At 62.0% G+C, this 21,810-nt stretch carries 20 protein-coding genes and 1 pseudogene; 8 read left to right on the top strand and 13 right to left on the bottom strand.

The genetic code is table 11. From position 1 onward, the window contains the following. Nucleotides 1-12: 12 nt before the first annotated feature. A complete protein-coding gene (locus V6M61_RS01525) occupies nucleotides 13-1,203 on the bottom strand; it encodes an ABC transporter substrate-binding protein (protein WP_332774787.1) in 1,191 nt (396 codons plus the stop codon). A 215-nt stretch (nucleotides 1,204-1,418) separates the two neighbouring features. Here V6M61_RS01525 and V6M61_RS01520 point away from each other — a divergent pair, with 215 nt between their 5' ends. Next, nucleotides 1,419-2,198, top strand: a complete 780-nt coding sequence (locus tag V6M61_RS01520; protein WP_332774786.1) for an IclR family transcriptional regulator — start codon at nucleotides 1,419-1,421, stop codon at nucleotides 2,196-2,198. 41 nt (nucleotides 2,199-2,239) lie between these two features. Here V6M61_RS01520 and icmF read toward each other — a convergent pair whose 3' ends face one another. The 6 genes from icmF to V6M61_RS01490 form a co-directional block, all read right to left on the bottom strand. Continuing rightward, a complete protein-coding gene (icmF, locus tag V6M61_RS01515; RefSeq protein WP_332774785.1) occupies nucleotides 2,240-5,533 on the bottom strand; it encodes a fused isobutyryl-CoA mutase/GTPase IcmF in 3,294 nt (1,097 codons plus the stop codon). A gap of 191 nt (nucleotides 5,534-5,724) precedes the next feature. Continuing rightward, nucleotides 5,725-7,653 (bottom strand): TRAP transporter large permease, encoded by a 1,929-nt coding sequence (locus V6M61_RS01510; RefSeq protein ID WP_332774784.1) that lies wholly within the window; start codon nucleotides 7,651-7,653, stop codon nucleotides 5,725-5,727. 3 nt (nucleotides 7,654-7,656) lie between these two features. Then, complete coding sequence (locus V6M61_RS01505; RefSeq protein ID WP_332774783.1) at nucleotides 7,657-8,283, bottom strand: TRAP transporter small permease subunit; 627 nt, start codon at nucleotides 8,281-8,283, stop codon at nucleotides 7,657-7,659. A 104-nt stretch (nucleotides 8,284-8,387) separates the two neighbouring features. Further along, on the bottom strand, nucleotides 8,388-9,497 hold the full coding sequence (locus tag V6M61_RS01500) for a TRAP transporter substrate-binding protein (protein WP_332774782.1): 1,110 nt from the start codon (nucleotides 9,495-9,497) through the stop codon (nucleotides 8,388-8,390). 125 nt (nucleotides 9,498-9,622) lie between these two features. After that, nucleotides 9,623-10,111 (bottom strand): DUF6691 family protein, encoded by a 489-nt coding sequence (locus V6M61_RS01495; RefSeq protein ID WP_332774781.1) that lies wholly within the window; start codon nucleotides 10,109-10,111, stop codon nucleotides 9,623-9,625. A gap of 16 nt (nucleotides 10,112-10,127) precedes the next feature. Beyond that, entirely contained in the window at nucleotides 10,128-10,550 is a 423-nt protein-coding gene (locus tag V6M61_RS01490; RefSeq protein ID WP_332774780.1) for a YeeE/YedE family protein, read from the bottom strand. An 86-nt stretch (nucleotides 10,551-10,636) separates the two neighbouring features. On the opposite strand from V6M61_RS01490, the gene V6M61_RS01485 reads away from it, so the two are divergent. The 4 genes and pseudogenes from V6M61_RS01485 to cqsA all read left to right on the top strand — a co-directional run bounded on the left by V6M61_RS01485 (nucleotide 10,637) and on the right by cqsA (nucleotide 13,476). After that, nucleotides 10,637-10,882, top strand: a complete 246-nt coding sequence (locus tag V6M61_RS01485) for a metal-sensing transcriptional repressor (protein WP_332774779.1) — start codon at nucleotides 10,637-10,639, stop codon at nucleotides 10,880-10,882. A 30-nt stretch (nucleotides 10,883-10,912) separates the two neighbouring features. Then, nucleotides 10,913-11,413 (top strand): annotated as a pseudogene (locus V6M61_RS01480) (MBL fold metallo-hydrolase); the annotation flags it as partial. Nucleotides 11,414-11,641: 228 nt separating this feature from the next. Further along, nucleotides 11,642-12,049: a rhodanese-like domain-containing protein gene (locus tag V6M61_RS01475; RefSeq protein WP_332774804.1), complete on the top strand. Its 408-nt coding sequence runs from the start codon at nucleotides 11,642-11,644 to the stop codon at nucleotides 12,047-12,049. Between the two features lie 173 nt (nucleotides 12,050-12,222). After that, nucleotides 12,223-13,476, top strand: a complete 1,254-nt coding sequence (cqsA, locus tag V6M61_RS01470; RefSeq protein WP_332774778.1) for an alpha-hydroxyketone-type quorum-sensing autoinducer synthase — start codon at nucleotides 12,223-12,225, stop codon at nucleotides 13,474-13,476. A 4-nt stretch (nucleotides 13,477-13,480) separates the two neighbouring features. On the opposite strand, the gene V6M61_RS01465 is transcribed toward cqsA, so the two are convergent. Both V6M61_RS01465 and V6M61_RS01460 read right to left on the bottom strand, forming a co-directional pair. Then, nucleotides 13,481-14,464 carry a response regulator gene (locus V6M61_RS01465; protein ID WP_332774777.1) on the bottom strand — a complete coding sequence of 328 codons (984 nt, stop codon included), beginning with the start codon at nucleotides 14,462-14,464 and terminating at the stop codon, nucleotides 13,481-13,483. Nucleotides 14,465-14,474: 10 nt separating this feature from the next. Further along, nucleotides 14,475-15,746, bottom strand: coding sequence for a sensor histidine kinase (locus V6M61_RS01460; protein ID WP_332774803.1), 1,272 nt, complete (start codon nucleotides 15,744-15,746; stop codon nucleotides 14,475-14,477). Nucleotides 15,747-15,901: 155 nt separating this feature from the next. Between V6M61_RS01460 and V6M61_RS01455 the strand changes: the two genes are divergently transcribed. Both V6M61_RS01455 and V6M61_RS01450 read left to right on the top strand, forming a co-directional pair. After that, nucleotides 15,902-16,570 carry a helix-turn-helix transcriptional regulator gene (locus tag V6M61_RS01455; protein ID WP_332774776.1) on the top strand — a complete coding sequence of 223 codons (669 nt, stop codon included), beginning with the start codon at nucleotides 15,902-15,904 and terminating at the stop codon, nucleotides 16,568-16,570. A gap of 91 nt (nucleotides 16,571-16,661) precedes the next feature. After that, the gene (locus V6M61_RS01450; RefSeq protein ID WP_332774775.1) at nucleotides 16,662-17,429 is read left to right on the top strand and encodes a type III pantothenate kinase; all 768 of its coding nucleotides are present in this window, start codon (nucleotides 16,662-16,664) and stop codon (nucleotides 17,427-17,429) included. A 79-nt stretch (nucleotides 17,430-17,508) separates the two neighbouring features. Here V6M61_RS01450 and V6M61_RS01445 read toward each other — a convergent pair whose 3' ends face one another. Further along, complete coding sequence (locus V6M61_RS01445) at nucleotides 17,509-19,089, bottom strand: wax ester/triacylglycerol synthase family O-acyltransferase (protein WP_332774774.1); 1,581 nt, start codon at nucleotides 19,087-19,089, stop codon at nucleotides 17,509-17,511. Nucleotides 19,090-19,219: 130 nt separating this feature from the next. Between V6M61_RS01445 and V6M61_RS01440 the strand changes: the two genes are divergently transcribed. Then, nucleotides 19,220-19,474 carry an acyl-CoA-binding protein gene (locus tag V6M61_RS01440; protein ID WP_332774773.1) on the top strand — a complete coding sequence of 85 codons (255 nt, stop codon included), beginning with the start codon at nucleotides 19,220-19,222 and terminating at the stop codon, nucleotides 19,472-19,474. A 90-nt stretch (nucleotides 19,475-19,564) separates the two neighbouring features. Here V6M61_RS01440 and V6M61_RS01435 read toward each other — a convergent pair whose 3' ends face one another. From V6M61_RS01435 to V6M61_RS01425, 3 genes are all read right to left on the bottom strand, one after another. Beyond that, nucleotides 19,565-20,542, bottom strand: coding sequence for a Bug family tripartite tricarboxylate transporter substrate binding protein (locus tag V6M61_RS01435; protein WP_332774772.1), 978 nt, complete (start codon nucleotides 20,540-20,542; stop codon nucleotides 19,565-19,567). A gap of 36 nt (nucleotides 20,543-20,578) precedes the next feature. Then, the gene (locus tag V6M61_RS01430) at nucleotides 20,579-20,971 is read right to left on the bottom strand and encodes a VOC family protein (RefSeq protein ID WP_332774771.1); all 393 of its coding nucleotides are present in this window, start codon (nucleotides 20,969-20,971) and stop codon (nucleotides 20,579-20,581) included. Then, a partial coding sequence (locus V6M61_RS01425) for a hydroxymethylglutaryl-CoA lyase (protein WP_332774770.1) occupies nucleotides 20,968-21,810 on the bottom strand: 843 nt, incomplete at its 5' end. The genes V6M61_RS01430 and V6M61_RS01425, both read right to left, overlap by 4 nt.

The raw sequence follows: 21,810 nt of genomic DNA, 5'->3' as shown, positions 1-21,810 counted from the left end.
AGGAATGCCCCGTTATTTTTTGACGGCTGCCTTGGCTGCCACACTGGCGCCCACACCGGCATTCAGGGGCGGCAAGGTTTCGATCACGACCTGTTTGCCGTCCCTGACTTCCACCAGGAAGCTCTCGCGGTCAAGGTCGCCCTTGTCGTCATACGTCAGGTCCATCAGCAACCCGGGGTGCTGTTTGGCCGACAAGTGAACGTTTTTCATGGCGGCGGCGAAGGCCTTGCGGTCAAACTTGCCCACCTTTTCGGTCACGGCCTTGATGGTGTACACGCCGATATAGCCCTTGATGGCGTTATGGTTCGGCTTGATGCCGTATTCCTTCTCGAACTTGTGGCTCAAGGCGCGAATCGCCGGATTGCTGGCATCCGTCGTCAGGCCCACATGTCCACGGACGCCGTTGGCAGCAGGGCCGGCCAGGTCGATGACTTTCTGCTCGACGATGGTGGTCTCGCCCATGATGGGTTTGGTCACGTTCTGCTTGCGCACCTCGCGCAGGAACCGAGCCGACTCTTCTTCGGTCATGTACGGAAATATCACGTCAGCATCTGATTGCTTGACCTTGAGGACCACACTTGAAAAGTCAATTTGCCCCTGTTCGGTCGAGACATCCGCCGCAATTTTGACATTGCGTTTCTGCAGCTCCTTGAGGATGGCATCCCGCCCGCCTTTGCCAAAGTCGGTGTTCGCGTAAACGATGGCGACAGACTTGGCCTTCAGTCCATCCACCACGTAGCGGGCTACCTTGGGCATGCTGTTGGCTTGGGCAAACGACGTGCGGAACACATACGGGTTGCCCTGCTGGGTAATCACGCTGGCTTCGGCGGCCGTGAAGTTGGGGATCTCGGCCTTGCGCGTTTCACCTGCGCTGACAATCATCGAGCCCGAAAAGCCGGGGCCCATGACCACATAGGCATCCTCATCGGCGGCCTTGGCGGCCAGCCCCTTGGCCACGCCAGGGTTTGACTGGGTATCGGACGTTTTAAACACGATCTTGCGCCCGAGGATGCCTCCGGCCGCATTGATCTCCTTGGCCGCCAGCTCGGTGCCATTGCTGAACATGGTGCCCGACGTGGCGCCCGCACCGGAAAGCTCGACGATTTTCACGATGTTGACGGTTTGCCCTGTCGATTGCGCCAGGCAGGTTTGAGTCGCCGCAACGACGAGGGCGCCTGTGAGTGCAAAAACCAGTTTTTTCATTGCGTCTGTCTCCAAAAGTGAGGTTGAACAAGTCACAGGCCGAGTTCGCCTGCGCCAGTTTTTGGAATATTACTCTATTTGAGGCAGTGTTCCAAATTGGTATTTACACCTAAATTTTGATTCCATCTGTTTTTGGGAATGTTCTAAATATCCTATGATCAGCGCCATCGTGCCCCACACCGACGGGCACCCCGGATCAAAATTTTTGGAAATTCATGAGCAGCAACCTGCCAAGAGGCTTCGCGATTGTCGAATTACTGGCACATCACCCCGATGGTCTTGCGTTACACGCGATCTCGGAGCGGCTTAACCTCCCACGCAGCGCAGCGCACCGCTTCATGGCGGAACTGGTGTCCCTGGGCTACGTTCGGCAACCCCATGAGCAGGGCCCCTACAAGCTCACGCTCAAGCTGGTATCCAACGCGCTGGTGTATCTCTCGGGCAGCGGCATCGTTGATCTGGCCCAACCCATGCTCGATCAATTGGCCCAAAGCTCGGGCGAACTGGTGCGCATGTGTGTCGTGGATGCGGACGGATTGGTGTGGGTGGCCAAATCGCAAGGTGCGCGTAGCGGCTTGCGTTATGACCCGGATTCCGGCGCTCAGGTGCAGCTGTTTTGCAGCGCGAATGGCCATGCGTGGCTGGCGAACTTCACCGATCAAAAGGCCCTGGAGTTAGTGGCAAAACAGGGATTTGGGAAGCCGGGTGAATTCGGGCCCACAGCGCCGGCAACGATCCAGGAGCTTTTGACGTGTATTCACACGGCGCGTGAGCAAGGGTATGCCATCGTTCACGAGAGCTTTGAGAAAGGCACATCGGCCATTGCTGCGCCCGTGCGGCATCCCGGAAATCAACAGGTTGTAGCCTGCGTGAGCATTGCGGGACCCAGCATCAGAATGACGCCGGAACGCATGACGGAGCTTGCGCCCAAACTGTTGTCCACGGCAAATGACCTTTCCAAGGTCAGCGGGACCATCAAGATGATGACATCGTGACGCGCAAACTATGAGTTAAGTCGCAGCTCACATCACGCACATCACATATTGCGCCGGTACTGCCCGCCCACCTCAAACAGCGCATTGGTGATCTGCCCCAGCGAGCAGACACGCACCGCGTCCATCAGCACTTCAAACACGTTTTTGTTTTCAATCACGGCCTGCTGCAGGCGCTTGAGCTGTTTGGGGGCTTCCTTGGCGTGGCGTTTGTGGAAGTCCTCCAGGCGCTTGAGCTGGCTCTTCTTTTCTTCGTCGGTCGAGCGTGCCAGTTCCAGCTTGTCCTGCACGGCGTCGCCATGCGGGTTGCGGAAGGTATTGACGCCGATGATGGGCAGCTCGCCCGTGTGCTTGAGCATCTCGTAGTGCATGGACTCGTCCTGGATGCGGCCGCGTTGGTAGCCGGTCTCCATCGCGCCCAGTACGCCGCCGCGCTCGGCGATTCTTTCAAACTCGGACAGCACGGCTTCTTCGACCAGTTCGGTGAGCTCTTCAATGATGAAGGCGCCCTGTGACGGGTTTTCGTTTTTGGCCAGGCCCCACTCGCGGTTGATGATGAGCTGGATCGCCATGGCGCGGCGCACCGAGTCTTCGGTCGGCGTGGTGATGGCTTCGTCGAACGCGTTGGTGTGCAGGCTGTTGCAGTTGTCGTAAATCGCAATCAGTGCCTGCAGTGTGGTGCGGATGTCGTTGAACTGGATTTCCTGCGCGTGCAGGCTGCGGCCCGAGGTCTGGATGTGGTATTTGAGCTTCTGGCTGCGCTCGTTGGCGCCGTATTTTTCCTTCATCGCCACGGCCCAGATCCTTCGGGCGACTCGGCCCATCACGGTGTACTCGGGGTCCATGCCGTTGGAGAAGAAGAAGCTCAGGTTGGGCGCGAAGTCGTCAATGTGCATGCCGCGCGCCAGATAGCCTTCGACAAAGGTAAAGCCGTTGGACAAGGTGAAGGCGAGCTGCGAGATCGGGTTGGCGCCGGCTTCGGCGATGTGGTAGCCGGAGATGGACACGCTGTAGAAGTTGCGCACGCGGTTGTGCACAAAGTACTCGGCGATGTCGCCCATCACCTTGAGGCTGAACTCGGTTGAGAAGATGCAGGTGTTCTGCCCCTGGTCTTCCTTGAGGATGTCGGCCTGCACCGTGCCGCGCACGTTTTCCTGCACCCATTCGCGGATCTTGAGGCTTTCAGTATCGGTGGGTTCGCGCCCGTTGTCGGCGCGGAACTTGTCCATGTTCTGGTCAATGGCCGTGTTCATGAACATCGCCAGGATGCTGGGCGCCGGCCCGTTGATGGTCATCGAGACGGAGGTCGCCGGGTTGCAGAGGTCAAAGCCGCTGTAGAGCACCTTCATGTCGTCGAGCGTGGCAATGCTCACGCCCGAGTTGCCGACCTTGCCGTAGATGTCGGGCCGCAGATCCGGGTCGTTGCCATAAAGCGTGACCGAGTCGAAGGCGGTGGACAGGCGTTTGGCCGGCATGCCTTCAGACAGCAGGCGAAAGCGCTTGTTGGTGCGAAACGGGTCGCCTTCACCGGCAAACATGCGGGTCGGGTCCTCGCCTTCGCGCTTGAAGGCAAAGGTGCCGGCCGTGTAGGGATAGCTGCCGGGCACGTTGTCCAGCATCAGCCATTTGAGGATTTCGCCGTGATCTTCGTACTGGGGTAGTGACACTTTGCGGATGGGGGTGCCGGACAGTGACCTGGTGATCAGGGCGGTGCGGATTTCCTTGTCGCGGATTTTCACCACGTACTCGTCACCGGCGTAGGCCTTCTGCATTTCAGGCCATTGCGCCAGCAGCTTGCGGGCGCTGGGGTCTTGCTCCAGCTCGCGGGTTTGAGCCAATTCAATCACGGCTTCGCCGGCCTTGGCCCGATCGGGCTTTTCCCGTGCCAGCATGGCGGCGGCGGCACGCAGTTGCTGGATCTCGCGGGCCAGCCGGGCCTGCTCGTGACCGCGCTTTTTATAGTCGCGAACCGTCTCGGCAATCTCCGCCAGGTAGCGGATGCGGGCGGCGGGCACCACCGGGGTCTGGTTGGTGCTGTGGCGTACATTGACTGGCGGCAGGCTGCCCTCGCCCAGCTTCAGGCCCAGTGCCGCCAGGCGCGGCTTGATCGACTGGTAGAGCGCGGTCACGCCGTCGTCGTTAAAGCGCGCGGCCATGGTGCCAAACACCGGCATCTCGTCGGCGGGGGTGGTCCAGGCCTCCTTGTTGCGCTGCACCTGCTTGGAGACATCGCGCAGCGCATCCAGCGCGCCCTTGCGGTCGAACTTGTTGATGGCGATGAACTCGGCAAAGTCCAGCATGTCGATTTTTTCAAGCTGGCTGGCGGCGCCGTACTCGGGCGTCATCACATACATGGGCACGTCCACGTGCGGCACGATGGCGGCATCGCCCTGGCCAATGCCCGAGGTTTCGACGACGATCAGGTCAAACCCGGCGGATTTGCAGGCGGCAATCACTTCCGGCAGCGCCTTGCTGATCTCACTGCCGAATTCGCGCGTGGCCATCGAACGCATGAAGATTTTCGGTCCCGCAGACCAGGGGTTGATCGCATTCATGCGGATGCGGTCGCCCAGCAGCGCGCCGCCGCTCTTGCGGCGCGAGGGGTCAATGCTGATGACGGCGATGCGCAGCTGGTCGTTCTGGTCCAGCCGCAGGCGGCGGATCAACTCGTCAGTGAGTGAGGACTTGCCGGCGCCGCCGGTGCCGGTGATACCCAGGACCGGTATCTTTTTTGTAGCAGCCTGCGCCCGTAATGTCTCGACCAAAGCCGGATCGGCCTGGTCGTTCTCGAGGGCGGTCATCAGCTGGGCCAGCGCCCGCCAGTTCATCTCGCCGTGGCCTTCAATGGCCTTGATATTTTTCGGAGCGAAGCCGGTCAGGTCCTTGTCGCAGCGCATCACCATCTCGCCAATCATGCCGGCCAGACCCATCTTCTGGCCGTCTTCGGGGCTGTAGATGCGGGTGACGCCATAGGCATGCAGTTCACGGATCTCTGGCGGCACGATCACGCCGCCGCCGCCGCCGAACACCTGGATGTGCTCGCCACCGCGTGCCTTGAGCAGATCCACCATGTACTTGAAGTACTCCACATGGCCGCCCTGGTAGCTGCTGATGGCAATGCCCTGGGCGTCTTCCTGCAGGGCGGCGGTGACCACCTCGTCCACACTGCGGTTGTGGCCCAGGTGGATGACCTCGGCGCCCATGCCTTGCAGAATCCGCCGCATGATGTTGATGGCGGCGTCGTGCCCGTCAAACAGGCTGGCAGCCGTGACAAAGCGTACCTTGTGGGTGGGGCGGTAGTTGGCAAGGGCCTTGTACTCTGCGGACAGGTCAGTCATGGTCTTCGTCTCCGGGATCAATATGGGGTTGACGGGCATCAGATACCTGTCAACTTACTTGACGTTTACGTAAACGTCAATCATACCGGCTTTGACAAAAAAAGGACACCTGGGTGACCTGACGCAGGAAAACCAGAAAAGCGACTGTTTATTTGTACAGCTTGTACGGTCGGCGGCCCGCAAAGACCGACTTATGCGCCATACAGATACTTGGGCAGCCACAAGGTCATCCCCGGCCAGAGGTACATGAACACCATGCACAGGATGACGATCAGCATGTAAGGCATCATGCCGGCGAAGATCTGGTTGATGGTCACGTGCGGTGGTGAAACCCCTTTCAGATAGAAAGCGGACATGGCGACCGGCGGCGACAGGAAGGCGGCTTGCAGGTTGACGAACACCAGCACGCCCCACAGGATGGGATCAATCTGGAAGTGCTGCAGCAAGGGCAGGAAGATGGGCACGAAAATCACGATGATCTCGGTCCACTCCAGCGGCCAGCCCAGTATGAAGATAATGGCCTGCGACAGCAGCAGGAATTGCAGCGGCGACAGGTTCATGCCCAGCACCCATCCTTCCACGACCCGCTGGCCACCCAGCAGGGCAAACACGGCCGAGAACAGCGCCGAACCCACAAACAGCCAGCACACCATCGAAGTGGTCTTGGCGGTGAGAAATACGGCCTCCTTGATGCGCTGGAAGTTCAGCGTGCGTGCCTGCCAGCCCATGAGAAAGGCGCCTGCCGCCCCGACGGCCGCCGACTCGGTGGCCGTGGTGATGCCGAACAGAATGACGGCCAGCACCATGAAAGTCAGGATCGCCAGCGGCATGACCGAGGACACCAGCAGCCGCAGAATCTCGAACTGCTCGGCATCGAAGCGCCAGTAGTACCAGGCCAGCAGCAAAAAGGACACACCGCAGGCAACCCAGAAGCCGGTGTAAAAGGCTGCCGGTACGGCCTCGGTCTGCGGCCCTTGCGCCGACGCGTCGCCGAACTGCTGCATGGGCTCGTCTTTCGCTGCGGGCTCAGCCCCCCCGGCAGCGTCGGGGGCGGACAGTTCCTGCAAGCCACCGGCGCCGGGAGGCTCCTGAACGTCACCGGAACCCGGGGGTTCCTGGATGTCCGAGGCGCCGGGCGGTTCCTGCACGCCAGCAGCAGGTGCAGCAGACGGGGCCGGGCTGGCCTGGGCTGGCTGAGCCACCCGGGACACGTTGTTGCCTTCCTGGGAGTGAATCACCACGTACCACCACACCGTGCCTAGCGTGGCCAGCGTCAGCATCAGCGGCGCCAGGGACATCGCCAGGGCGCGCGCCAGCAGCCCCCAGGTGATCCTCATGCCGTCCACACTGGCACGCAATGCCCGGGCCGGGGCCGCCACGGCAGACAGCAGAGCGGGCAGCATGCGGCGCGAGTAGGCGCTGGACACATGCGCAACCCAGGGCTGTGCCGGCACCTTTTGCTGCTCGGGTGGCAGCTTGGGGGCGACCTTCGGATTGATCAGGGCCCAGCCAATGATGTAGACAAGGTAAAGAAGCGCGAGAAAGAAGCCGGGGAACATGGCCGCAGCATAGAGTTTGACCACGGACTGGCCGGCCACCGCCGCATACACAATGATCATCACCGACGGCGGGATCAGGATGCCGAGCGTGCCTCCGGCAGTAATCACGCCGGCCGCCAGCCGCGTGTCGTAACCTGCATTGAGCATGGGCCGCATGGCGATCACACCCATCAAGACCACCACGGCGCCCACCAGGCCACTGGCGATGCCCCAGAAGGTGCAGATGATCAGGGTGGTGACGGCCAGCGAACCCGGCACGCTGCGAAACGCGAGCTGGACGCTGTGAAACATCTTGTCCACCAGCGCGCCGCGCTCCATCACATAGCCCATCAGCACAAAGAGCGGGATGGACAATAGCGTTTCGTTGGTCATTGCGCCGAAGGCGCGTTGCACCATCAGGTCGAAGATCCGGTTGTCCAGCCAATGTGCGGCAGGGTCGTAAAACGCCACATAGCCGAACAGCATGCCCAGCCCCATCAGGGTAAAGGCGGTCGGGAACCCCATCATGATGACCACCACGATGAGGCACAACATGGTCATGCCGAGTGCTGCATTGCTCATGACTTATCCCCTCATCCCTTTGGACTTTTCAATGGCCAGCTGCCGCGCCTCTTCGTCGACGAACTCGCTGCTGGCGAGTTGCTGTGCCACCACGTCGGATTCCTGGGCGTCCTTCAGGCGCGGCGTCCAGACGCCGGTACGAATACATACGAGGCAGCGGAGCATCTCTGCAAGGCCTTGCATCAACACGATGCCGCCCGCAACCGGAATGACGAATTTGAAGGGGTAGAGTGGAATCGGATCGGCGTTGAAGGTCTGTTCATTCATCGCCAGCGAATCCTGAAAATAAGTCCATCCGGCCCAGGTGAGTGCCGCAATGCCGGGAGTGAAAAACAGCAGGTACAGCACAAAGTCCAGCATGGCCTGGGTGCGCGGTTTCATGCTGCCATAAAAGAAGTCGCCGCGTACGTGGCCGTCATGCGCCAGGGTGTAGGCCCCGCCCAGCATGAACAGCGTGCCGTACAGCATGTTGTTGGCGTCATAAATCCAGGCCGTCGGTGCGTTGAGCGCGTAGCGCTTGAAGACCTCGGCGCAAACCAGAAGCATCAGCGCCACGATGAGCCAGGCCCCTGCCTTGCCCACCCAAGTGCTGATGCGGTCAGCCGTGTGAAGAAGTCGTTGAACGTTCATGAAAATACTCGTTCGCTCATTGTGGGCTGCACAAAACAAAACCAGCCATCCAGAATAACCGGACGGCTGGCGTACTCAAAAAGAATTCAAGAAAAATATCAGGATCAGGCTTTTTTCTTGCCGAAGTAGTGGTTGTAGGCCATCTTGAAATCGACCGAGTAGTCGCTCTGCCACTGGCCGGCGCGCTGGGCAAACGCCTTCTGCGAATCGATGACCCTCTTGAACAGCGCGTTCTCGCCGCTCTTGGCGGCGACGATCTTGTCCCAGGCGGCGAGCTGCGCGCGCAGGACTGCATCGGGCGTCTTGTAGAACTTGACGCCGGCCTTCTTCAGCTCGATGTAGTCCTGCGAATTGCGTTCGATCGCCTTCCAGCTCATGTCGGCGCTGGCGGCCTGCACCGCGTAGTCGATGATGGCCTTGAGTTCGGCCGGCAGCGCGTTGTACTTGCCCTTGTTGAACAGGATCTCGAACTGCTCGCCGCTCTGGTGGAAGCTTTGCAGCATGCAGTTCTTGGCCACGTCCTGAAAGCCGAGCGCGCGGTCGCTCGACGCGTTGTTGAACTCGGCCGCGTCGATCAGGCCGCGGTCCAGCGCCGGCACGATCTCGCCGCCGGGCAGCGGATTCACCGCCGTGCCCATCGCGGTGAAGATGTCCACCGACAGGCCGACCGTGCGGAACTTCAGGCCCTTCATGTCCTCGACCTTGGCCACCGGCTTCTTGAACCAGCCGAGCGGCTGCGTCGGCATGGGGCCGTACAGGTAAGACACGACGTCCATGTTGAGCGCCTTGTAGATCTCATCGAGCAGCGCCTTGCCGCCGCCATAGTTGTGCCAGGCCAGCACCATGTTCGCATCCATGCCGAAGCCCGGTCCCGAGCCCCACAGCGCCAGCGCCGTGTTTTTGCCGTAGTGATAGGCCACCACGCCATGACCACCGTCCAGCGTGCCCTTGTTGACGGCTTCCAGCAACTGGAATGCCGGCACCACGGCACCGGCGGGCAGCACTTCAATCTTCAGGCGGCCGCCGGCCATGTCATTGACCTTTTTGGCGAAGTCGTTGGCGTACTCGTGGAAGATGTCCTTGGCGGGCCAGGTACTCTGGAAACGGAATGACGTGGTTTGCGCCATTGCCACCATGGGGGCGGACATCGCGCCGGCTGCGACCGCTGCCCCTTTGAGCAGGCTGCGTCTACGGGGGCTTTTGCTCTCAGTCATGACTTGTCTCCTGTGGTTAAGAACATCAGAGTACTTATCATTCGGTATTACCGGGTACGGAGACAGAGGGTTTTTACCAACAGGCGTACTTGAGGGCTTCCAGCCCGGGTGACGCCGTCTGGTGGTCAGTGTTTGCCAGCCTGGGAGGCAGGAGTCCGGCTCAATATCGGCATGCGGCGGGCCAGCCACATGCCCGCGGCCATGGCGGCTACAAACAGGATGATGTCCATGCCGCCGGTGAGCAAGGAGGCCAGTGCCGGGCCGGGGCAATAGCCTGCCAGTCCCCAACCTGCGCCAAACAGCGCCGCACCCAGCACCAGCTTGAAGTCGATGTCCCGGCGTGTGGGTAACTGGAAGGCCTCGGCGAACCAGGGTTTGCGGTCTGGATGGTGACGCGAGGGGGGTGTGATGGCAAATGCCAGCAGGGTCACCAACAGGGCGCCGCCCATGACGAAAGCCAGGCTCGGGTCCCACGGGCCAAAGCGTGCCGCATCGGCGAGGCCGCCGACATTGAGAAAGCCGATGACTTTGGCCGGTTGCGTCATGCCCGAGATGACCAGTCCGGTCGCAAACAGTGCGCCGGCGATGAATGCCGCCATTATTTTTTTGATCATTTAGCCATCCCGCCCTTTATTTGATTGCGTAAGCAGCTATAAAAACTGTAGCGGCTCCAGTGCTCATGAAAACCAGCGTGGCCATTAGTGAGCGGGCGGAGCGGCGCCCCAGCCCGCACACGCCATGCCCGCTGGTGCAGCCTGAGCCCAGCACGGCGCCAAAACCCACCAGCAGGCCGGCCGTCACCAGCCGTGCCGCCGGCCGCCATGGTGCGGCGGGTATTTGCAGCCAGGCCGTCACTGCGGCGCCTGCCACGACCAGCCCCAGCAAAAACGCCCAACGCCAAGCCGTCTCGGCTTGTGCCGGGCCCAGCACAGCCGCCGCAATGCCGCTGATGCCCGCTACCCGCCCCAGCGAAGCGAGCAACAGCCAGCTGGACAGGCCAATCAGCAGGCCGCCCAGAAGGGGTTGGAGAAAAGACGAGGTCAGCAGGGTCATGAGCGGTGATGTGATTGAAAAGCGGGGGTTGAATATATACTCTATGGAGTATATTGCAACATTCAAAAATTCTCAGGAATACAAAGATGTCCCGACTTGCAGACCCCGTCAAGAAAAAAGCCTTGTGCGCCCGCCTGGCGCGGGTGGAGGGGCAGTTGCGCGGCGTGCAGCGGCTGATTGAAAGTGACATGGATTGCGAAAAAATTGCGCAGCAGCTGTCGGCTTCCCGCAAGGCGCTGGACAAGTCATTTTTCACGATGGTGGGCTGCATGATTGAGCAGGGTGATTTGCCGGCCGACCATGTGGCCGACATGCTGGCCAAATTCGCCTGAGCTTTGATCCTTAACGCAAGAAGTCAAGCCATGAAACCCATCCAGCTCTTTGATCCGGCATCCAGCACCTACACCTATGTGCTGTTTGACGAGGCCACGCGCGAAGCCTTGATCATCGACCCTGTGGACGAACAGGTCGAGCGCGATCTGGCCGTGCTGCGTGAGTACGGCCTCAAGCTACTGTGGACGGTGGAAACCCATGCCCATGCCGACCACATCACCAGCGCGGGCCTGTTGGCCGAGTACGCCGGCGCCACAACCGCTGCACCTCAGGGCTGCGGCATCACGACCGCGGCGGTGCAACTCAGCGACGGCGATGTACTGCAGTTTGGCGCAGAGCGGATCAAGGCCTTGCACACGCCCGGCCACACGGCCGGCAGCATGAGTTTTGTCTGGCGCGAGCATGTGTTTACCGGCGATACGCTGCTGATCAACGGCTGCGGCCGCACCGATTTCCAGTCGGGCAGCTCGGAGGCCCTGTACCGCAGCTTGACCCAGGTGCTGTTTGCCCTGCCCGACGACACCACGGTCTGGCCCGGCCATGACTACCAGGGGCGCACGCACTCCACCATCGGACAGGAGAAAACCACGAACGCGCGCGTGGCCGGCAAAACAATGGAACAATTCGTAGCCACCATGAACGAACTCCATCTCCCCAAACCCAAGCGCATCGACGAAGCCGTGCCCGCCAACCTCAGCTCGGGCCTGCGCCACGATGCCGGAGCCTCACAGGGCGACTCCGGGCATCGCAGCGCCTTGATGCAGGTCCGCCCCACCCAAGGCTACGCCGGCGACGTGTCGCCGCAACTGGCCTGCGCCTGGTGGCAGTCGGGCGAGGCCGTGCTGGTCGACGTGCGCACCGATGCCGAGCGCGAGTGGGTCGGTTTTATTCCCGGCGCCGTGCCGCTGGCCTGGAAGCAATGGCCAGGCATGGCCTTGAACCCGGCCTTTGATGAGCAACTCAAGGCCGCCGTGCCGGCCGGCAAAAAAGTGGTGATGCTGTGCCGCAGCGGCGTGCGCTCCATCGCCACGGCCAAACGTGCGACCGAACTGGGCATGGAGGCTTACAACATTCTTGAGGGTTTCGAGGGCGACCCGGACGATCAGGCGCACCGTGGCAGGCGGGGTGGCTGGCGCTTTTCTGGCCTGCCCTGGCGGCAGGGTTGAACGCCTAATTACAAAGTATCAGCTGGTTACAGTTGTGGTAGCAAGATTTACCGCCATACGCCAGTTTCTTTGCTTGATATTGGCTTACCCCTGTCATTTCTGACAGGGGTAAGCGCGTATCAATTCGTTAGAAAGTTTTCAATGAGGTTGTTTTCCATCAACGGAGCAACCCCATGCAAACACTTGAACGCCACCCCGAGCTCCCCCCCAAAGCCTATCGTGAACCACCGCTGCTGCCGCGCCTGCGCGAGCGCCTGGACAAGCAGTTCATGCCGCACTGGAACACGCAGTGGGGTGGCAAATGCATTCTGCACGGCCGAAACCAGGGCCCCGACGCGATACGGCTGGATGGCAACGATTACCTGAACATCTCCGGGCATCCGGATATCGTTCGCGCGCAAATCGCCACCTTGCGCCGCGACAACGACAGCGTGATCCAGTCGGGCGCTTTCCTGCTCGACGCGCACCCTTCGCGCCGGCTGGAGGCTTCCCTGGCGGCCTGGATCGGCAAGGAAGACGGCTTTATCTGCCAGTCCGGCTATGCGGCCAACGTCGGTTTGCTGCAGGCGATCGCCGATGAGCAGACGCCGGTCTACCTCGACACCCTCGCCCATACCTCGCTATGGGAAGGGGTGCGTGCCGCGCGCGCACCGGCCCATGCGTTTCGCCACAACGACCCGGATCATCTGTCGCGCATGATTGCCCGCAACGGGCCCGGCATCGTGGTGGTGGATTCGGTGTACAGCACCACGGGGGCCTTATGCCCGCTGGTCGAGATGGTGGACGTGGCGGAGCAGCATGGCTGCACCATCTTGGTTGATGAGTCGCATTCGCTGGGCACCCATGGCCCGCAGGGGGCCGGTCTGTGCGCCGAGCTCGGACTGGTGGACCGGGTGCACTTCATCACCGCCAGTCTGGCCAAGGCCTTTGCGGGGCGGGCCGGCTTCTTCACGGTGCCGGCGGAGTTGCGCTACTACGTGCTGCACCACAGCTACCCCAATATTTTCAGCTCATGCCTGTTGCCCCATGAAATCGCCGGCCTGGCGGCGACGCAGGGCGTCATCCGCGCCAGTGACGAAGCACGTCAGCGCCTGCACGCCAACACGCGGCGCCTGCGCGCCAGTTTGTCGGACATGGGTTACCCGATTCATCAGGGCAGCCAGCAGATCATTTCACTGGAGGCCGGGACCGAGCCGGACACCATGGCGCTGCGCGACCGGCTGGAGGAACGCCACGTGTTCGGCGCGATATTCTGTGCGCCGGCCACCAGCCGTAATCGCGCCATGGTCAGGCTGACGCTTAATGCCGGTTTGACGGAGTCGGAGCTGGACCAGATCGAGAAGGTGGCGCGCGAAGTCGCACCCATCGTCAAGCCCTGGGACTGGCCGATTGCCCGGCGTGCCCGCAGCGGGCAGGTGCTGGCCTGAATTTCTATTCCTGCAGGGTTCTTTCGCCGCGGGAGGCGAGAAAGCGCTCATGGCTGAGCGTTGGGCCAGGGCAATGCGCGCCATCGACAGGGAACATCGCGGCATACAGGGCCGGATCGGACCCCAGGGCCAGCGCCACCTGCGGCTGGGGTTTCTGGCTGGACCCCAAGGCCTGCTGCAACTCCAGATCGATGAGCTTTTGCCCGGCGCGAATCTCGGCCACCGTGTCTGCCGGCCAGCCCTGGGACTCGGCCATCTCGGCCAGCTCATGGAGCTTGTCGGCCGGCTCCAGCTGCAGCCAGACGGCCTGGCCTTGGGAGTTCAGTGCCAGCACCCCAAAGGGTGCGCCAATCACCATATGCTCGACCCACTGTTGCCGGCGCGCCAGGGCGTCGAGGTCGCCGGCCACCGACGGGTTGCGCAAGGTGGCGTGCTGCTCGCGGGAGAGTGTGCTGCGCCAGGTGTTCTGATGCCGGATATTGGGCAGGTTGAGCAGATGCTGGATGGCTTTGGTCAGGCGCAGGCGGATATCGGGTGACTGCTTGGGGATGTACTGCTCGATCAGGCCCCGGTTAAACGCCGAGACCGCAAGCTGCTCGTCGGCCCGGCCGGTGAGCAGGACGCGCGAGCCCGCCCAGTCCACCAGTTCGCTGAGCACGCGCAGGCCGCTCATGGCCGGCATGGAGTAGTCGACCACGCAGGCATGCGTCAGCTCAAACCGGGCCATGCCGTCATCGCGCCAGTACTGCAGGATCTGGGGGATCAAGGCCTGGCCTTGATGCCAGCGGTTGATGATTTCCTGCTGCCTCCACGCATCGGCCTCCCAGCGGGGCGGCTCCTGCTGCAGCATATGGATGCAGTCCACCGGCTGCAAAAACAGGCGCACATACCAGTCTGGCGGCATGACCTGGGCCAGCATTTCCAGGTAGTCCGGGTCGTCGTCAAGAAAGACAACACCTCCGGGGCGACGATAGAGTGGAAAAGACATGGTGCGCAATTCAGTGGTGGTTTACAAAGTCAGCTGGATCGGGCGTGCCCTGGCTTGCAATGGGCAACTCAATGGTAAAGATGGCGCCCACTGCATATTCTGATTTCACTTGAATGCTGCCATTCGCACTGTGCACCACTTGCTCGCAAAAAGCCAATCCAAGGCCATGTCCCGTGCCCTGGTCGCTGGAAAAAAAAGGTTTGAAAATCTTCGGCAGCAAGGCCGCGTCAATCCCCATGCCCTGATCGGCAATGCTGATCCGCCCCCGGCCGTGGTGGACACCCACGTCAATGCACAGGGCGCCATGGGCCAGTTTCGAGTTGGCGGCCATCAGGGAGTGCAGGGCGTTTTTGATCAGGTTGTCGAGCACCTGGGAAAACTGGGTGTAGGACGAGAGGAACAGGAAGTCCTGGTGGATGGTCACTTTCACGCACTCCCGCTGGCGACTCGACTGGTAGGGGTAGTGCTCCGTCACGTCGTTGACCAGCTTGCCGGCCGGGATGAACTGGTCATAGCGGGGCAGCTGCAGCAGCTTGGCGTTCGCAATCTGGGTGTCGATCTGGTGGTTCATGTTGCGCACCAGGGTGTGCAGGCGCAGCGCCAGCTTGTCGAGCTGGAGCGCCCTCGGGTGTTCGGGCTGGCGCTGGACTTCCAGCTGGATAGCATCACCAATCAGCGCGGCCGTCGACAGCGGCGTGCGCAGCTCATGCGCCATGATGCCGATGGTGGTCAGCGTGTGGGCCAGATGTTCGCGCCGCAAGTTGGCCGAAGACACGCCCAGCAGCAGGGCGCAGCCCCAGCTGAAGCCGATCACCACCGCATCAATGGCGTGCTCGGCACCGGTCATGAAGGGACCGCTGGGCATGAGCCAGCGAAACAGCCCCCAGGCGATCAGGGCGCCGCTGACCGTTCCGAGGGTGGCGATACGCCAGTCCGTCAAATGGTAGTAAATCAAAATCATGGCGCAAACACTGGACAGCCAGACCGTGCCACTGGCATTGCTCAGGTACATCCAGCTGAAGAAAAGCGGAAGCTCGATCCAGGCAATGCTGCTCACCAGCACGCGCGTCATCTGGCTCGACAGGTCGCTGGTCACGGGTTTGAGCGTCAGGACCAGGCCCAGCGCACTCATCAGGCCGCGCAGCCAGGCGTTCTCGTAAGACTGAATCAGCCAATCCGACCAGATCCAGCCAAACAGGGGGTGCCCGACAAACAGCGACAAACCCAGCAGACGCAAGCGCCAGGGCGATGGATGCAGAATCGGCTCCAGGGGCGCGAGCATCCAGTGCACCAGAGGATGCTGTGAAAGCCATAACTGGAGACGGGCTTTTCTCAAGTTCTGAAAATCTCCGGTGAAACTTGCAGGCTGATCGATGACGCGTTTGACATTTGGCTGTAATTTGGTTGTATTGTCCCTGTTTTGTTCTAGGCGAGCCAATGCAACTACCTGCTAACTTTGACAGCGTCAGTCTGGACAGCGTCATGAGCGACTGGCTGAGTGCGCTGCGCGAATTTTCGGTGGAGGCCATCACGGTCCTGGGACCTGACCCTTTTGCCGGCGAGGAGGATAGACTGGTGCTGGCCCTGCACCCGCCGCGCCTGCTGGATGCGGCCTGGGCCCTGGCCGAGAGCCGCGATTTCGGCGTGCCCTGGCGCGACTCCGATGCGCCGCTGGTGGCCTGGCAGGATATCTCGAAAACTGCGTTTGAAGACCATAGCCGCTGGCGCAGGCTCTGGCTGGCCCATGGCTACCAGAGTGTGGTGCGCGTGGCGTTTCCGCTAACCGTCGGGCGGGCGTTTGAGTGTTATCTGTTCAGCCCGCGCCAGTGGCATGACCGTAGCGAGGCGGCGGCGCTGGCCTGGTCCGCGCTCAACATCTGGCCCTTGCTCAAGCGGGCACTGGCCCAGGCCCGCAGCCCCTTGAGCCCGCGTGAACTGAAATGCCTGAGCCTGGCGTTTGAAGGCCTGACGGCGCGCCAGTGCGGTGAAAAAATCGACTGCAGCGAGCGCACCGTGAACTTCCATCTGGCCAATGCCATGGTCAAGCTCAAGGCCGACAACAAACTGGCGGCCATCCAGCGCGCCTGCTGGCTCGGCCTTATTTAAAGCCTCTTAGCCCAGCCTTGATCTGCGCCTACTGGAAAACCTCTAGTCCGATGGGCTGGGGCAGGCTGCAAACCTGTTCATAATCCGCCAAATGACTTTTTTAGCGCTTGATGTGGGTAACACCCGCCTGAAATGGGCCCAGTACGAGGCGCCGGCCGCCGGTGCCAGGCTGCTGGCGCATGGGGCGGTGTTTCTGGAAAACATCGACAGGCTGGCTGATGAAGAGTGGAAAGCCCTCGCGGCCCCCAGCCGCATGCTGGGCTGCATCGTGGCGGGCGACGCCATCAAGCGCCGGGTCGCCGAGCAGATGGAGCTGTGGGACGTGGCGCCGCGCTGGGTGGTGTCGAGTGCGGAGGAAGCCGGCCTGATCAATGGCTACGACCATCCCGCCCGGCTGGGCGCGGACCGCTGGGTTGCCATGATCGGTGCGCGGCACCGGCTGCTGGCGCGCGGGCGGGAGAAGCCCTGTGTGGTGGTGATGGTAGGCACGGCCGTAACGGTCGAGGCCATCGACGCGAGCGGCAGGTTTCTGGGCGGCATCATCCTGCCCGGCCACGGCATCATGCTGCGCGCGCTCGAATCGGGCACAGCGGGCCTGCATGTGCCCACCGGCGAGGTGCGGGATTTCCCGACCAACACCAGCGATGCGCTGACCAGCGGCGGCACCTTTGCGATTGCCGGCGCGGTGCAGCGCATGGTGGAAAACATCACCCGCCACTGCGGCGAAGTGCCCGAATGCATCATGACCGGCGGCGCCGGCTGGAAGATGGGGCCCAGCATGTCGGTCAAGTTCGAACTGGTGGACAGCCTGATTTTTGACGGGCTGCTGGAAATTGCCTCGCGCCGCTTCCTGGCTTGATTGTTTCAGCCCTTTTGCTATAAAAATAAGAGCTGCCTGTGCAATGGTTTCGTGGGCTGTAGCCTGAAACGATGCTTGCTTATTCGCCCCAGGGCAGCATCATCGTCACGATGGACAGCTTGGCAAACTCCGGCTCGAATTCATCGATGATGCGCTGCGGGTCCGGGCACAGGGTGCTGTCGGTGATCACGCCAAACTGCACGCCGCCGCCGTAACTCAGAATTGACACGCCCAGGCCCACATCGCCCGACTGCGGCACCCAGAACATGCTTTGCTCCAGTGTGGAGCCGCAGAACGTGAGCTTTTCGCGCGGCCCCGGCACGTTGGTCATCACCGCGGTGGTCTTTTTCGAAAACAGGTTGAGCATGGCGTCCTGCGCGGGCTTGATCAGCAGCCCGGCAATGGCCAGCAGGCTGAAGGCCAGTAGCGGCTGAAAGCTGCCCTTGAGCGCGCCCATGCGCCGGCGCACCTCGTAGATGCGCTCTACGGGGTTGTCCATGCCGATGGGCAGCACCAGCGGCACCAGGCCAAAGCGGTTGCCCAGCTTGTAGGCCTGCTCCATGGGGCGCAGATTGACCGGCACCATGGCGCGAATCTCCTGCCCGGTCACATCGTCGCCGTGCGATTTGAGGTACTCGCCAATCGCCCCCGCCACGCAGCTCAGCAGCACGTCGTTGATGGAGCAGTTGAGCGCCTTGCCGACGGCCTTGACTTCATCCAGCGGGATAGGCTGGCACCAGGCGACTTTCTTGGCGCCACCGGGTTTGCCCTTGAGCCGGGTTTTCGAGTCATCGGGCATCAGGGCCAGCGCGGCGCTGTCTTTGAGCACCTGGAACAGCACCTTGGCCATGTCCATGGAGCCATTCATGCCGACCTCCATGCCTTTTTTGGGATCACCCAGCATGCCCAGGGAACGCACCGCCCCGTCGCCGGCCGCGCCCAGCGCCCTGACCGTCATGTCGGTAAACGGCCTGAGCAGGGTGTCGGCAATCCAGTCTTCGGCGCCGCCGCCCGTGGCCTCTTTCTTGCGGCGCTCCGGAGGCGGCGCCCCGCCATCGACCAGCGACATGGTGACCGAGATCAGCGCAATGCCGTCCGCGATGCAGTGGTGGATGCGCACAATCATGGCGCTGCCCTTGACGCCATCCGGGCCGGTGTAGTCTTCGATCAGGTGGATCTGCCAGAGCGGGCGTTTCGGGTCCAGCGGCTGCATGGCCAGCTCGGCCACGCGGTCCTGCAGCGCTTCCTGCTGTCCGCCTCCCGTCGTCTTTACGCCCTTGGCCGGCTTGGGCAGTTGTTCCAGCACCACATGGTTGGCCAGGTCGAAGTTGCGGTCCATGACCCAGGTGGCGCCGGCGGCGTCTTCCACCACGCGCTGCCTGAAGCGGTCGTACTTGAGCAGGCTGTTCTCAATGCGCTCGCACACCGCCGCGTACTTGACGCCGGGCGCCAGCTGCCACACGCCCACAATCATCATCAGGTTGGCCGCGCTGTCCATGCGCAGCCAGGCGGTGTCGACCTTGCTCATGCGCTCGCCCGACAGACCCAGGGTGCCCGAGACTGCCCGCGTGACGTTTTTCTGCACGCCCTTGACGACTTTTTTGGCAACCGTTCCCGCGGTTTTTTGGGCCTCCGCCCGGGCTGTAACGCGTGTGACCATGGACTCTCCCGATGCAATTCACCCTTGATTGGGCAGGCTCTCTATTTTGCAAGGAAGTGTATGGCTAAGATACCGGGCAGTTACCCCAAGCACCTTCTTTGGTGATCCACTTCTAAAACGGAGCATTCTCATGTCAGACCTGAAAGCCGCTTTCGACAAGGCCATGGCCGATTCCAAAAACCTCAGCGAGCGTCCTGACAACGCGACGCTGCTGAAAATTTACGCGCTGTACAAGCAGGGCAGCAGCGGCGACAACACCGAGAAAAAACCTGGCTTCAGCGAAATGGTTGCCCGTGCCAAATGGGACGCGTGGAACAACCTCAAAGGCACCTCGCAAGACGACGCCATGCAACAGTACATTGATCTGATTGCGGATTTGAGCTGAATTTAAAGAAAAATAGCTGCCTGCCCAGGTAGTACGGGCGCAGGCAGCTATTGATTTTGTAGCGAATTCGGGCTTGCCGAAACCTGGCTGTCAATCGGCCTTGATGCCCGACAGCTTGACGATGCGGTTCCACATGTCGCGTTCGGAGCTGGCCAGTCTCGCCAGTTCCGCGCTGCCCAGGAATACCGCCTTGGCGCCTTGTTCTTCGGCCCGCTTCCTGAAATGGTCGGACTCCACCACCTGCTTGACGGCCGCAGAAATCCGGCCGAGCGTGTCATTCGGGATGCCATTGGGGCCGTAAACGGCAAACCAGGACGAAGCCACCAGCGGAACGTCCCGCTCCGTGGCGGTCGGGATGTCCGGCAAGACCGCCAGCCGCGTGCGGCCCGTCACCATCAGGGCCTTGAGCTTGCCCGAGCGGATATGCGGCAGCAAGGGCGGCGGCGTGGTGATGGTGAAGTCCACTGCGCCGCCCAACAGGTCGGTCAGGGCCTGGCCGGTGCCGCGGTAGGGAATGTGGACCAGGAAGGTTTTGGTCAGGTCTTTCAGCAATTCCGTGGTCACATGCTGCAGCGAGCCGTTGCCGCTGGAGGCGTAGTTGATCTTGCCGGGGTTGGCCTTGGCATACTGAATGAACTCGGCAAAGTTGTTGGCCGGGAAGTTGCTGCGCACCACCATCAGCTGCGGGGCATCGATCAGGTTCCCGATCGGCTTGAGGTCCTTGCCGGGATCAAAGCCGGTCACCGGCTGCAGCAGTGGCGAGATGCACTGGTAGCCCGAATACTGGACCAGCAGGGTGGTGCCATCTGCGGGCGCGCGTGCGACCAGTTGCCCGGCGATGTTGCCATTGCCGCCACCGCGGTTGTCCACCACCACCGAGGTGCCCAGAATTTTGCCCAGCGGCTCGGCCAGCAGGCGTGCCGCGATGTCGGTGGTGCCACCGGCAGCGGCCGGGACCACCAGCGTGATGGGGCGCCCGGCCGTTTGCGCCGCGGCCTGGCCCATGAAGGAAGCGGCTGCGGCAGCCGCCCCGCCGGTGATCAGGGCTCTTCTGGAAATTCGTGTCATGTCTGTCTCCTGCTGGTTGTTGATAGGGGTTGGCCGTCAGGCCGGTTCAGAAATCTCGATCAGGTTGAGGTCGGGGTCGCGCACATAGACCGAGCGGATCTTTTGCGTGGCCCCGGTGCGCAGCACCGGCCCTTCAACGATGGGCCAGCTTTCGCGCTGCAGCTTTTCAATCACCTGCTGCAGCGACACACTGGCGATGAAGCACAGGTCCAGCGCGCCCGGCACCGGCAGGTGGGCCTTGGGCTCGAACTCGGCGCCCTTGAGGTGCAGGTTGATCTTCTGGTGGCCGAACTTGAAGGCCTTGCGCTCTACCGGCGGTGTTCCTCCAACGAAGGCCTCCAGCTTCATGCCCAGCACGCGGGTGTAGAAGTCCACACAGGCCGCTTCATTGACCGTGGTCAACACCAGATGGTCCAGATGGTCAATCACGCTGGCAGTCCTTTCAGTTCGGCCACATACGCGGGCGCCGGATGCAGGTCCGTGATGCACCCGGCCTTGGCGACTTGCCCCGGCACCTCGTGCCCCACGATCTGCGGCATCTGGCGCGCCACCGCCAGCAGCCTGGGCAAATCGATGCCCGTGTCGTAGCCCATCGCGGCCAGCATGTGGATGGCGTCCTCGCTGCTGATGTTGCCGCTGGCGCCCGGTGCATAGGGGCAGCCGCCCAGGCCACCCAGTGAGCCGTCGAAGCGTGCTATGCCGCCTTGCACCGCCGCCAGCACGTTGGCCAGGCCCATGCCACGCGTGTTGTGAAAGTGCAGCGTGAGTTGCAACTGGGCAAAGCGCTGCCGCAGCGCCTCCACCATGCGGCTGACCTGGGCCGGATGCGCCATGCCGGTGGTGTCGCACACCGTGATGCCGCGCACACCGAGGTCTGCAAAACGGCTCGCCCAGTCCAGTACGGCGGTCTGCGGCACTTCGCCTTCCATCGGGCAGCCAAAGCAGCAGGACAGCGAGACGTTGATCGGCGTGCGCCCGTCCACCGCGCGGATGACTTCGGCCAATGCCGAAAAGCTGTGCGCCATGGGCATGCGCAGGTTGGCCAGGTTGTGCGTCTCGGAGGTGGACATCACGAGGTTGAGCTCGTCGGCGCGCGATTCGAGTGCGCGCTCGGCCCCGCGCAGATTGGGCACCAGCACCGTGTATTCGACACCGGGCACGCGGCGTATGCGGCCCATTACTTCCTCGGCGTCGCGCAGCATGGGGATCGCCTTGGGCGAGGTGAACGAGGTGACCTCGATCTTGGCGTAGCCGCACTCGCTCAAGGC

This window comes from Polaromonas sp., assembly GCF_036676035.1.
Classification (GTDB): domain Bacteria; phylum Pseudomonadota; class Gammaproteobacteria; order Burkholderiales; family Burkholderiaceae_C; genus Polaromonas.
This window is presented reverse-complemented; position numbering and strand designations above follow the sequence as displayed.

Coding starts and splice junctions, on each gene's coding strand:
- V6M61_RS01490 (WP_332774780.1), bottom strand. CDS start 10,550: ATGACCCTGCTGACCTCGTCTTTTCTCCAACCCCTTCTGGGCGGCCTG.
- V6M61_RS01505 (WP_332774783.1), bottom strand. CDS start 8,283: ATGAACGTTCAACGACTTCTTCACACGGCTGACCGCATCAGCACTTGG.
- V6M61_RS01520 (WP_332774786.1), top strand. CDS start 1,419: ATGAGCAGCAACCTGCCAAGAGGCTTCGCGATTGTCGAATTACTGGCA.
- cqsA (WP_332774778.1), top strand. CDS start 12,223: ATGCAAACACTTGAACGCCACCCCGAGCTCCCCCCCAAAGCCTATCGT.
- icmF (WP_332774785.1), bottom strand. CDS start 5,533: ATGACTGACCTGTCCGCAGAGTACAAGGCCCTTGCCAACTACCGCCCC.
- V6M61_RS01525 (WP_332774787.1), bottom strand. CDS start 1,203: ATGAAAAAACTGGTTTTTGCACTCACAGGCGCCCTCGTCGTTGCGGCG.
- V6M61_RS01445 (WP_332774774.1), bottom strand. CDS start 19,089: ATGGTCACACGCGTTACAGCCCGGGCGGAGGCCCAAAAAACCGCGGGA.
- V6M61_RS01495 (WP_332774781.1), bottom strand. CDS start 10,111: ATGATCAAAAAAATAATGGCGGCATTCATCGCCGGCGCACTGTTTGCG.
- V6M61_RS01440 (WP_332774773.1), top strand. CDS start 19,220: ATGTCAGACCTGAAAGCCGCTTTCGACAAGGCCATGGCCGATTCCAAA.
- V6M61_RS01485 (WP_332774779.1), top strand. CDS start 10,637: ATGTCCCGACTTGCAGACCCCGTCAAGAAAAAAGCCTTGTGCGCCCGC.
- V6M61_RS01465 (WP_332774777.1), bottom strand. CDS start 14,464: ATGTCTTTTCCACTCTATCGTCGCCCCGGAGGTGTTGTCTTTCTTGAC.
- V6M61_RS01460 (WP_332774803.1), bottom strand. CDS start 15,746: ATGCTCGCGCCCCTGGAGCCGATTCTGCATCCATCGCCCTGGCGCTTG.
- V6M61_RS01435 (WP_332774772.1), bottom strand. CDS start 20,542: ATGACACGAATTTCCAGAAGAGCCCTGATCACCGGCGGGGCGGCTGCC.
- V6M61_RS01500 (WP_332774782.1), bottom strand. CDS start 9,497: ATGACTGAGAGCAAAAGCCCCCGTAGACGCAGCCTGCTCAAAGGGGCA.
- V6M61_RS01510 (WP_332774784.1), bottom strand. CDS start 7,653: ATGAGCAATGCAGCACTCGGCATGACCATGTTGTGCCTCATCGTGGTG.
- V6M61_RS01475 (WP_332774804.1), top strand. CDS start 11,642: ATGCAGGTCCGCCCCACCCAAGGCTACGCCGGCGACGTGTCGCCGCAA.
- V6M61_RS01455 (WP_332774776.1), top strand. CDS start 15,902: ATGCAACTACCTGCTAACTTTGACAGCGTCAGTCTGGACAGCGTCATG.
- V6M61_RS01450 (WP_332774775.1), top strand. CDS start 16,662: ATGACTTTTTTAGCGCTTGATGTGGGTAACACCCGCCTGAAATGGGCC.